Consider the following 13,354-nt stretch of genomic DNA (forward strand, 5'->3'; position numbering starts at 1 on the left):
ATATGGAGCAATCTAATCAAATGTATGCGTTGTCTCCGCAGCAAAAGCGGTCCTTCCAGCTTATGCGGAGCGGCGGGGATTATTATGGACAGTGCACCGTCAGCATTGAAGGCCCGCTTGATACTACCAAATTCATGCGCTGCCTGGATAAGCTGGTGGAACGACATGAAATACTGCGCACCGTGTACCGTGTGCAGGATAACAACGCTTATCCCATCCAGGTAGTAGAACCCTTCCAACCTGGATATCTGCAACACATGCAGGTATTACGGGCGGAACTGCAGGAGGTATCTGCCCAACAGCACCAACTGACCCTTCATCTTCCGCTGCTGGCAACAGACAGCGTTTCCCTCCGGAATATCGTATCAGAACTGGCACGGCTATACGCAGACGAAGACGTAAGCGATATCGCCCTGCAATACGGGCAATTTGCAACATGGCAGCAGGAACTATTGGACATGCCGGAAGAGGAGGGAAGCGCCTTCTGGAAAGAACACGACGCTGCTTTGTTTTCTTCCGAAATATTCCCCTATGGGAGAACATCCGTAGCAGTACCGAATATACAGGTAATGGAATCGGCTGTGGACGCAGGGTTGAACGAACAGATCCAGCGGTTTTGCGAAAGGCATGCCTGTAATACGGAAGCATTTTTAGCTGCTTGTTTCGCCGGATTACTTCATCGGTATACCCGTGGTGCAATTCATTTCGGATATGTGATAAATGAGCGGGAATATGCCCCCCTGCTGTCTGGTATCGGAAACATGTCGAGGACATTGCCTTTTCATTTTCCTGTAGCAGAAGGAGCAACGTTTACAACATTGCTCGCCGCTTTCAGAGAGCTGTATGGAAACATACTCACCTGGAAGGAAGGATTTGATCCGGTGATTACTGCAAATGAAGACAGGCCAGCCTATTACGCAGGCTATGAATATCTCGACTGCCGTGAAAAATTAAAAGCAGGGGCAGTTAATTTTGAGATCAGGCAGCTGTTGGTCAAAAATGAAAATTTTGTTGTAAAAGCGTTTGTGCAGGCATATGAAAAAGGGTTGTATATCAACTGGTATTTTGATGAAAATCATATTACATCTGCTGCAGTAACCATCCTCAGTAATCAGTTGCTGGCATTTGTCAGTAATGTGTTGGCAGATCCCGATCAGGCAGTTGACCTCGTCAGTATCCTCTCCGGCGAGGAACGTGCGCTGATGATGGAAAAACTCAACCTTGCGGTGCAGCAGGAGCCAATAGCAGCGCTGGTACCCATGCTGCGTGAGCAGGCGGGACGCTATGCTGGTGAGCCGGCACTGATATTCAGTGGTGGAGTGCTCAGCTATAGGGACCTACACGAAATGTCGGACCAACTTGCATATTATCTTATTCATGAACAGGGAGTCCATCCCGGAGATCATGTAGGATTGTTAATGGGTAGATCGGAATGGACAATTATCGGCATACTCGCCATACTAAAGGCAAGGGCGGCGTTCATCCCATTGGAATTTAATTATCCGGCCGACAGGGTGAAATATATTGTGGAAGATAGTGGCGCTTTGGTGTGGCTGGCAACAGACGCTTCATTGTTCAGTCATTTTGATATAGCACATCTCCGCGGGATATCGCTGCCGGATCAATGGGAGCTGATAAAGCAATCCCCGGTGGATGCTGTTGGTCAGGCGTATAGTGATGATGATGTCGCTTATATAATTTATACTTCGGGTACAACGGGCAAACCCAAAGGCGTTAAGGTTGGCGTACGCAGTTTCTCCAATTATGTGAACTGGGCTAACCGGTACTACTTTGAGAATGCAGCCGGTCAGCCATTTGCATTTTTTACGTCCTTATCATTTGATCTGACGCTGACAAGCATTTTTTCACCACTACTGCGTGGCAGTGCCATTGTAGTTGTTGAAGCAGCAGAAATATCGGATGCGCTGACTGCTATATTCCGTCCCGGGTCAGGCGTTCATACGGTGAAGTTAACTCCCTCACATATCAGCATGTTGAGCAGCTGTGGTATCCATTCAACGGATGTGGCATTGGCTATTGTAGGAGGGGAAGCACTTACCGGGGAGCAGGTTGGGCTGCTTAGAAAACTGAATCCGCAAATCCGCATATTCAATGAATACGGCCCTACGGAAGCAACGGTAGGTTGTATTGTAAAGGAAATAAAATCAGCAGATGAGAAGATCACAATCGGATATCCTATTGTGAATGCTGATATATATATAGTGGATGAATCTATGCAACTGCTGCCTGTAGGTGTAACAGGGGAGATCTGTATCGGGGGGGCGGTGCTTGCGCATGGATATTTGAATGCGACGGATGCAGACAATGGGAAATTCAGAGAGAATCCTTTCCGCCCCGGCACACGTTTGTATAAAACGGGAGATGCCGGCAGGTGGCTGGAAACGGGGGAGATTGATTATATAGGCCGTATCGACCGGCAACTGAAAATCCGGGGATATCGTATTGAACCCGCTGAAATCGAAGAAGTGTTGCTGCGCTTTGAGGGAATCAAACAGGTAACAGTGGTGGCTACGGGTGCTGATCGCTCCCGCCTGACGGCTTACTACGCAGGTCCTGCTGTACCGGATGACGGGGATATTATCTCCTTTCTGAAGCGTTACCTCCCGGTGTATATGATTCCGGGTTATTATGTGCGGCTGGACGCGTTCCCACTTACAAGTAATGGTAAGGTAGACTATAGCGCATTGCCTGATCCTGCGGCATACTACAGCCGTAAGTCGTTGTATCAGCCTCCCCATACATTGCTGGAATGGCAGCTTACACAGATGTGGCAGGAGGTAATGGAGGACAAGAGGATCGGCATCAACGACAATTTTTTTGAACTTGGAGGACATTCCATCAGGGCTATCCGCATTATATCCAGGATATATAAGGAGTTACATGTAAAAATGTCATTGAGGGAATTTCTGAGTAATCCAACTATCCGGGAGCTGTCGGCATATATATCTACACTCGGAAAAAGTGGCTATCAACCTATAGTTGCCGTGCAGAAAAACGATGTATATCCGCTTTCTCCTGCCCAGAAGCGGTTATGGGTGCTGGATCAGCTGGATGGACAGACCGGTGCCTATAACATGACGGTGGCCTATACCATCCATGGAGCGCTGCAATCGGAAATATTAAAACGAACTTTTGCGGAAATCATTTCCAGGCATGATAGTCTGCGTACTACCTTTTCTACGGATAAGGATGAACCGGTACAGGTTATTCATCCTTTTTCTGAAGACCGGATGGATTGGGAATATATAGCATTTGAGGGAGAAGAAAATCCCGGTGATGAAAACTCACCGGTAAGACGATGGGTAGAAGGCAACGCAATAAAGCCTTTTAATCTATCGACTGGTCCATTGCTGAGGGTGCGCATGGCGCGTTTGTCGGACAATGAGCACTTGTTTGCATGTACGATGCATCATATCATTTCTGATGGTTGGTCTTTACGGATATTGATGAATGAAGTCAGGGAAGGCTACGAATGTCTGATAGACAACCGGGAGATTCCGTGGCCGCCTTTATCTATTCAATACAAAGATTACGCTGCATGGCAACATCAGCAGTTACAACTGGAAAGTCACGCCGTGCATAAAGCATACTGGCTGGAGCAGTTTGCTGACGATTTGCCGGTGTTGGATATGCCAGCCAGCTATCCGCGCCCGGCGGTGAGGTCGGGTAAGGGAGGCGCTTTTCAGCTGGTGATAGATGCAGCAACTACGGCGCAGTTGAAAGCATATGCTGAAAAAAAGAGCGCAACAGTGTTTATGGTGCTGCTGACAACGCTGGATGCCTTGCTATATAGATATACCAGTCAGAACGACTTTGTAATAGGCGTGCCTGTTGCCGGGAGAGAGCTCGATGAGCTTGCGGGCCAGGTGGGATTCTACCTGAATTTGCTGGCGCTTCGTACACGTATCAGTGAAAATGATAACTATGCGCAGCTGCTCGAAAAAACAAGAGAAACCACCTTGTCGGCCTTCGCGCATCAGGCGTATCCCTTTGATATGCTGGTGAACCAGCTTAATCCTGACCGCGATATCAGCAGGTCGCCGCTGTTCGATATCCTGTTGTCTTTCGACAATACATCTATAGAAAACAGTGACCTGTCTGGCCTGGGCAATGCCGCAATACGGCCCTTTAGGCTCAACAGCCGGAGTAACAAGTATGATCTTGCATTTTATTGTTATGAATACGCGGGAGAATTGCAGGCAAATATTGAATTCAGCCGCGATCTTTTCAGCGATGCTTATATAGAAAGACTTTCCCGTCATTTTGTGGAGATGATGAAGGCCGGTATTGAGAATGACAGCGTATCCATCAATCGTATTTCATACATGGGGGAAGAGGAGCAGCGAAGATTGATTGAAGTATTGAATAAGACGGAGGTAGCATATCCCCGTGATATCACTATAAAAGAACTTTTTGAAAAAATGGCTGCCACCTGTTCCGGCAAAATAGCTGTATGGGACGGAGCGGCAACATTTACCTATGAACAAATAAATAAACAGTCAAACCGTATTGCCCGTTTGCTTCAACAGAAAGGAGTAAGCAAAGGTAACCTGGTAGCATTGATGACCGATCGGTCAGTACTGATGATAACCGGTGTGTTGGGCATTGTGAAGGCGGGCGCTGCCTGGGTACCGGTAGATCCGGAGTATCCTGCAGACAGGATCCGGTTTATACTGGAAGACAGCCGTTGTGCTTTGCTGCTGACGGACCGGGAACCGCTGCTGTCAGGCATTGAGGCGGTTGTTATCTCACCTGAAAATATTGATAAACAATTACAGTCATTTGAAGTGACTGATATTTCAGGAGGTGCAGCACCGGATGATGCAGCCTATGTTATTTATACTTCGGGTTCCACCGGCACGCCCAAAGGTGTGATGGTCCGGCATTTCAATCTCATGAATTTTTTTACGGCCATGGATGCATCACTGGGGCTGGATGCCGGTGATACATTGCTGGCTATAACTTCTATCTCTTTTGATATATCCATACTGGAACTTTTCTGGACACTGTGCAGGGGAACCGGTATTGTGATAAAAAAGGATATACGTCAGGTAGAGGACTTCAATATTTTCCTGAAGCGCAGTGATAAAATCCGGATGGAATTCAGTCTTTTCTTCTTTGCCAGTTACCAGGAACAGGCAGAAGATAAATACCGGTTATTGTTTGATGCGGTGGATTTTGCTGATAACAACGGCTTTGAAGCAGTATGGACGCCTGAAAGACATTTCCACCAGTTTGGAGGAATCTTTCCCAACCCTGCCGTGATCAGCGCGGCTATTGCAGCAAAAACGCATCACCTGAATATCCGCGCAGGAAGTCTTGTACTGCCTTTACATGATGTGGTGCGCGCTGCCGAAGAATGGGCAGTAGTAGATAATATCTCCGGAGGAAGGGTATCTCTGTCTATGACCTACGGATGGCATGCAGATGATTTTGTTTTTAATCCTGAAGCGTTTGCAGACCGGAAAGCGCAGATGTATACGCAGATAGAAGCGTTTAAGACACTTTGGAAGGGAGGACTTCTGCACAGGAAAAACGGGATGGGGAAAGAGATTGCTATAAAAATATTCCCTGCTCCTGTGCAAACAGATATACCAGTATGGCTAACGAGTTCGGGAAGTGCTGATACCTTCAGACGTGCGGGAGAAATCGGCGCCAATATTCTTACGCATTTTCTCGGACAGGATTTGGAGGAGCTGGATAAGAACATCCGTCTCTATAAACAGACGTTGGCAGACAATGGGCATCCTGTTGAAAAAGCCCGTATTTCTATCATGCTGCATACCTTCCTGGGAGAAGATATGGAACAGGTAAGACGTGAGGTGGAAGCGCCTTTCAAAGAATACCTGTTATCCAATGCTGATCTCCGGCAACGTATCACCGCCACACTTAACAGGGATCAGGAAAGTAAAGAAGAAACCAGTGAATGGTGGAAGGAAGTAGCGCAACTGGCATTTGACCGTTATTGGCAAACCGCTGCGTTGCTGGGTACGCCCGACTCCTGCGATAGCATTGTACAGCAGCTCGCTGCTGTGGGCGTGACAGAAATAGCCTGCCTGATAGATTTTGGAATAGCGCATGATAAAATAATGGAGGGATTAAAAACACTTGCCATCTTTAAGGAAAACTATAGCGGAGGTAGTCAGGATACCAACAAGCCCGCCATCACGGTACTTCAAACCACTCCCTCCTTATTGAAAAATCTGTGGGCGGACAATAATTCCAGGTTATTTCTGCAATCACTGAAGAAAATAATTGCCGGCGGCGAGGCCTTGCCGGAAGAGCTGTTACGTGACCTGCACGCCGGCACAAATGCAGCAGTATATAACGTATACGGACCTACGGAAACAACTATCTGGTCAACGGTTGCGCGGCTTGCTCCGCATGAACCGGTTAATGCCGGCCGGCCGGTGGCCAATACGCTCATTTATGTGTTGGATAGGCACATGAACCTTGTACCGGAAGGCATTCCCGGGGAAATATATATAGGAGGTGAAGGGGTGGCAGCAGGATATCTTTACAGGGAAGAGCTGACCCGGGAGCGGTTTGTCCCGGATCCGTTCCGGAAGCTTTCACCCGGGCTGCTGTATCGCACAGGAGATATTGGACGATGGCAGAACGGTCATCTGGAGATCATCGGCCGTACCGATAACCAGGTTAAATTAAGAGGATATCGTATTGAGCTGGGTGAAATAGAAAAGGTATTGCTGAAACATCCGGCGGTAACTGAAAATGCCGTTATCCTGGAAAAAGGACCGGACGGCAGTCCCTTTATCAGCGCGTACTGCGTAATGAAAGACGGCACAGCTACCGATGAACTGCGTTCTTTTTTGCTGGATAAACTACCCGGTTATATGGTGCCGGCACAGTTCACAGCAACAAATAAACTGCCACTGACGCCTAACGGAAAAACCGATCGGAAAGCATTGGCGGCGCTACGCACAGGTAAACAGGATAATAAAGGGCATCAGGAGCCCCGTAATGATAAAGAGACCCTGCTGGCAGGTATATGGAAAACAGTGTTTAACAGGGAGGAAATCGGCATCTATGATGATTTCTTTGAAATGGGAGGAGACTCCATCAAAGCTATACAGATTCTTTCACGCCTGCAGATAGCCGGTTATAAACTGGAGCTGCGTAATATTCTCCAGTATCCTTATATCAGTGATCTTGCCACCATACTGAAGAAAACGACCAGGGTGGCCGACAGTGCGCCCGTAACGGGAAAAGTACGCCTTACGCCTGTGCAGCACTGGTTTTTTGAGCTGCCGAGAAAACAGCGGCATCACTATAATCAGGCGGTGGTACTGCAACTGGACATGGGGGCGGATGTGGAGATGATGAAAGCCATCTTCTCAAAAATACAGGAGCATCATGATGCGCTCCGGCTGGTTTTTTCGGTGAATGAAACCAGGGTGACTTCATTCAATAATCCGGTCAGTATGCCACTGGACATGCACTTCCAGGATCTGCGTTCCGTGGTTAACCCGGAAGAACAGTTGCAGGAAAGTATTGAACAGCTACAGTCGGGCATAGATCTGGAACGCGGACCGCTGATGAAACCGGGACTGTTCCTGTTGGCATCACGCAGCGTATTGGTAATCGTCATACATCACCTGGTGATCGATGGTATCTCCTGGCGCATATTATTTGAAGATATAAACAGCCTGTATCAACAATATAAAACGGGAGCAGTACTCACACTTCCGGCAAAGACAGATTCCTATAAACACTGGGCTGAAAAATTACAGGAATACAGCAATAGCCGGAAACTACTGGAGCAGAAAGCATTCTGGCGTGCGCAGGAAGAAAATGCCATTTCCATCTTTGCCGCTGATTATCCGTCAGGAATAAATACCGGAAGAACGGCCACCCGTCTCTCTTTCAGTTTAAGTGCGGGCGAAACGCAACAGTTACTTACACAGGCCAACAAAGCATTCAATACAGAGATCACCGAAATCCTCGTGACATCACTCGTTATTACCATGGCAAAAGTATTTGGCCGCGCAGAAGTATTGCTGGCAATGGAATCACATGGCCGCGAACACCAATGGGAAGATGTGGATATATCAAGAAGTGTGGGATGGTTTACCAGTCTGTATCCGCTGTTGATTGCTGTTGACTCCGGGCTGGACATGGGGCATGTTATCAAGTCCGTAAAGGAACAGATGAGAGCAGTTCCCGACAAAGGAATGGGATACGGCGTACTCAGGTATCTTACTGATTCGGCGAATAAGAGCGATATACATTTTACACAGCAGCCACAAATATGTTTCAATTACCTGGGACAGTTTGCCACTGACCTGGATAACTCCTTTTTCAGGGTGGAAGGCGATGAAGGGTTCCTCAGTGATCCGGATGATGAAAGGGATTTTGAACTTGAAATCACCGGGATTGTAGTTACCAATGAACTACAGATGACGGTCATTTATCCGCAGCAACGATATGAATCGGCCACCATGAAATTATTGATGACCACTTACCAAAGCTGTCTGCAACAGATGGTGGCCTATTGTACCGGCAAAACAGAGACCGAATTGACGCCCAGCGACCTTACCTACAAAGGGTTGTCAATGGAAACGCTGGATACCATTAATGAGCTTTTCAATTAAAACAGCCGGCCATGACCGCGAAAAACAACATCCAGGATATTTACTCACTGACACCTATGCAACAGGGGATGCTTTTTCATGCACTGCTGCATGGAACAACAGCCACTTACTTCAAGCAGAAATCCTATCGCCTAAGGGCAAGTCTTGACGTAGCAGTAGTACAGAAAAGTGTACAGGAGCTTTCACGCCGGCATGATGTGTTGCGGGCTGCTTTCATCTACGAGAATCAACCCCGGCCATTGCAGGTAATTCTCCGTGAGCGTGAAATAGGATTTACGTATGTTGATTTATCCGGAGAGGATGCATCCCGCTTACCGGAGGCAATAACCGATTTTAAACGTGCCGACCGGGAGATGGGATTTGACCTGGTAAAGGGCCCACTTATGCGGGTATCATTGCTTAAAACAGACATATCGGAATATGAGTTCATCTGGAGTCATCATCATATTTTGATGGATGGTTGGTGTACCAACATCATCATCGGAGAATTTTATGAGATATACGATGCTTTCCTGCATAACCGGCCGTATGTATTGGACACGCCCGTACCTTTCGGCAGATATATTTCCTGGTTGCAGGAGCAGGATAGCGTACGCTCCGGACAATACTGGAATGAATACCTGCAGGGATTCGATTCTCCGGCTTCATTGCCACGCAGGTACCATGGAAGTGGAAGTGGAACCATGTATGAAAGAGAAGAAATTAAATGTGCACTTGATCAGGAAACAACGCAGCGGCTTACTGCTGTAGCAGCTGCCAGCCGGCTGACAGTGTATACCGTCTGCCAGGCCATATGGGCCGTACTGTTATCTAAATATAGTCGTTGCAACGATGTGGTATTTGGTAGTGTGGTATCCGGCAGACCTGCAGGCATCCCTGGTATTGAAAAAATGATCGGGCTATTTATCAATACCGTTCCGGTACGTATTCAGTATTCCCCCAACGAGCGATTCTCTGATCTGCTGAGCCGCGTTCAGGAAAGGTCATTTGAAAGTGAATCACATCACTATTTCTCGCTGGCTGATATTCAGGCGGCCAGTTCCATGAAGCAGGAATTGGTTGACCATATTATGGTTTTTGAAAACTTCCCGACAACTGATAGCCAGGGAGAAGATAAGCTTGCGGAGATAGCCGTTCAGATAGGGGAAGAGGAAGTGTTTGAGCAAACAAACTATGATCTGAATGTTATTATACATCCCGGCGATGCTTTAAAAATTGTACTCCAGTTCAACCGGCTCGTATATGACCCGGAAGAAATCCGCCAGGCCGGCAGTTCTTTTATCAGCATCGTACAGCAGATAGTGGACAATCCCGACTGTAGCATCAGTGATCTGACACTTACTGCCAAAAAGGAACACAACAAGCCCCCTGCAACTACTGCTGTATATATACTCGATGATCAAAACAATATACTGCCGCCGGGTATAGTAGGAAAAATAGCTATCGGAGAAACGGATGCGGCAGGAACATACGGTCTGACCGGTGACTGGGGAAAATCCCTGCAGGATGGATCTGTTGTATATCTTGGTCCGGGAGGGTCAGAAGTAAAGATCAAAGGTCGTTATGTATATCCGGAAGAGATCCGTCAGCTCGTCACCACATACCCCGGTATCGGCGAGGCGGAGGTATACGCTATGACCATCAATGGTGAAATGCAGATAGTTGCCTATTATGTGGCGGGAAATGAATTAAACAGGGAACACCTGCTACAATATCTTACACAATCGCTTCCAGCGCATATGGTGCCGGCATCCCTATTGCAGATAGAAGAATTCCCCCGCACGCCTGATGGTAAAACCGACAGAGAAAAATTGCCCGATCCATCCTATCTCAGCGAGAAGAAATCCGGTGCGGAGAAAATTCCGGCCAACAGAGCAGAAGCCAGATTGAAGGAACTATGGCAGGAAGTCACCGGACGTAAAGATATCCCCGTTGATGGAAATCTGTTTGAGCTAGGCGCACATTCTCTGGATGCTGTAAGGGTGATATCCCGTATCCGCAGGGAATTTGATATCAGCTTTAGCGTAAAAAAGATATTTGATAATCCTACTATCAGGAAACAGGTTGACGAAATGCAGCGTGCGAACAGGGAAAAATGGGAAGAACTTACCCCCACCGGCATATTACCTGCATACGAACTGTCACCTGCCCAGAAAAGAATGTGGATGCTGGATCAGATTCAAAAAGACCAGACCGCCTTTATCATCTATGGTGTTTATTTCATCAGGGGCAAACTCGATACCGCTGCTTTTATTAAGTCAGTACACGCACTGGTAGAAAGGCATGAGATATTGCGTACCATCTTTGTGAAGTCAGGTGCGGGCGTGCAGCAGGTGATACAGCCTTTTGATCCTGCTTCCTGTGATGCCGTATATAATGACCTTACTGCCGATCCCGGTAAAACAACGGAAGTCATTGCCATTCTGAATGGTCACCACAGAACTGCATTTGATATCGGAGAGCGTCCGCCATTCAGCGTTAGACTGCTACAGATAAATCCGGATGAATTTATTTACACAATTGCAGTTCATCATATTATCGCAGATGGCTGGTCTGTAGAAATTATTAAAAATGAATTACTGCAGTTGTACAATGCTTTCAGCAACAGGTACCGGAATCCCCTTCCGCCGCTGCACACGCAGTACAAAGATTATGCGGCCTGGCTGCAACGGAAATTATCCGGCGATAGTTTGCAACAGATGCGGGCATACTGGTTGAAAGTGTTTGATGGGGAACGCCTGCAGTTGAATATGCCAACGGATTTCCCGAGACCTGCGATCCGCACTTTCCAGGGTAATACATCGGCTTTTTCTATCAATGGCGAATTGACGGCAGCACTACGCAGGGTGGCACAGGAAAAGTCGGCCAGCTTGTTCGTATCGCTGTTGGGTTGCGTGGTGGTATTGTTGTATAAATATTCCGGACAGCGGGATATTACTATCGGCACTGATGTGGCGGGGAGAGTAAACGAGGATTTCGAAAACCAGGTTGGTTTGTACCTTAACACCCTGGCGCTCCGCACAACCTTCGAAAGTACCGACAGCTTCACAGATTTGCTGGACAACATAAAGGAAAATTTCTGGGATGCCCAGCAATACCAGCTTTACCCGATAGATGACCTGGTAGCCGACCTGAAAATACCGGCCAATGCTGGCAGGTTGCCTCTTTTCGATACTTTTCTGCTGCTGCAGAATATAAACAGGAATGGAGTGGACGACACCATTGCAGGAGACATCCGGGTAGAAGAATATACACTACCGGGCGGCCCTGCCAAATTCGACCTGACTTTCATATTCAAGGAAACGGAAGAAACATTGCAATTGCTGATGGAATATAATACGGATCTGTTTCTGCCGGAAACTATCGACCGCCTGTTCAATGATTTACTGTTAATCATGAACGCTTTGACTACTAACGGCGCACAAACGGTGGCTTCTATTCAGATGAGCCGCAGCGAAGAAGAGATAGCTTTTGAAAACCTTATCAACGCCGGATTATGAACAACATTGATTCATTTATAAATAAAGTAAAAAACTTCGAGACAATAGAAAAGAAAGATCTGCAGGTGTTTGCAAGTGAGCAACTGCTGGCGGTTAGTGTGGAGGAAATGAAAATGCTGCCCGCCTATCTCCGCCAATTTGACCTTAGCCCGGATGACCTGTCCGGCTGCATCGGAGATCCAATCATGATCAATGAAACAATTGCAGATGTCCGGAATTTTATCAGCATTATATATACCGCTTTAGACTGTGCTAAAAAGGGGATACCGTTTGATTATAAGACAAGGATCTTTTTCGGACTGGTTTCTTCTATACACATCCGCACTTTTGAAGCGGCCATCAGGGAGTCCGATTTTGATGCTGCCGGCCTGCAGGAAAGTGTGCAGAGTTCAGCCCGTTTCAATGAATACATACGCAGACTGCTTGGAGAGCTTCCGGTTACTTTCAGGTTAAAACTCGATTTTTCAGCGTCGTATCTGTCGGAAGAAGTGCAGTACGAATCGCCACTCAGTTTCAGCACTTCCCACGCCGGTTTTTTGATGAAGGTGTCTAATACATATGAGCTTTGGCAATTGGCCAAAGATGATGGACTACCGGAAACAGATACTGTGCAGTGGCTGGAAAATACCATTGAAGACGGAGCGGTACTGTATGACATTGGTGCCTGCCTTGGCTTTTTCTCGCTCTATGCCGCGAAATTGGGTAAAAAGATTAAGGTGGTTTCGTTTGAACCTGACCCTGTCAATTACTACAGGCTGTGTATGAATATTCAAGCCAATAAGCTGTACGATTCGGTTGTTTCCTATCACATGGCCGTGTCTGATTTCGTTGGATTTAATACGTTCAACTCGTCAGGTTTTTTCGCCGGGAAGGCAGAAAATACGTATGAAAGCATGACTGCACCTTCTCATGTATCGGGATGCGTTGTTACCACCATTGATCATTTTGCGGCATCAGGAGAACCACCTACCCACCTCAAAATTGATGTGGACGGAGTGGAAGGACTGGTACTGTCCGGCGCTGCAAATACGTTGCTGTCAGGCAGTCTTCAGCATATCCTTGTGGAAACCTACGAAGAATCTGCTATAGGTATATCCAGCTATCTCGCCAATTTCGGATTCACCGAAAAGTCGCATTTTTTCCCTTCTGAGTTCCGATATAACAATGAAGGCAGACAAGGCAATTATATTTTCAGTAAATGATACAGATCATTCATTTAAA

At 47.1% G+C, this 13,354-nt stretch carries 3 protein-coding genes; all 3 read left to right on the forward strand.

Going from position 1 to position 13,354, the window contains the following annotated elements; genetic code table 11:
• The first annotated feature begins 2 nt into the window (after window positions 1-2).
• The 3 genes from AB4Z08_RS31930 to AB4Z08_RS31940 are packed head-to-tail and all read left to right on the forward strand — an operon-like array spanning window position 3 to window position 13,335.
• Window positions 3-8,633 (forward strand): amino acid adenylation domain-containing protein, encoded by an 8,631-nt coding sequence (locus AB4Z08_RS31930; protein ID WP_441577841.1) that lies wholly within the window; start codon window positions 3-5, stop codon window positions 8,631-8,633.
• A gap of 11 nt (window positions 8,634-8,644) precedes the next feature.
• Complete coding sequence (locus tag AB4Z08_RS31935; protein ID WP_441577842.1) at window positions 8,645-12,133, forward strand: condensation domain-containing protein; 3,489 nt, start codon at window positions 8,645-8,647, stop codon at window positions 12,131-12,133.
• Window positions 12,130-13,335 (forward strand): FkbM family methyltransferase, encoded by a 1,206-nt coding sequence (locus AB4Z08_RS31940; protein ID WP_441577843.1) that lies wholly within the window; start codon window positions 12,130-12,132, stop codon window positions 13,333-13,335. Before AB4Z08_RS31935 ends, AB4Z08_RS31940 begins: the two co-directional genes overlap by 4 nt.
• Window positions 13,336-13,354 lie beyond the last annotated feature (19 nt).

The sequence above is a fragment of the Chitinophaga sp. RAB17 genome (assembly GCF_052114225.1).
Lineage (GTDB): Bacteria > Bacteroidota > Bacteroidia > Chitinophagales > Chitinophagaceae > Chitinophaga.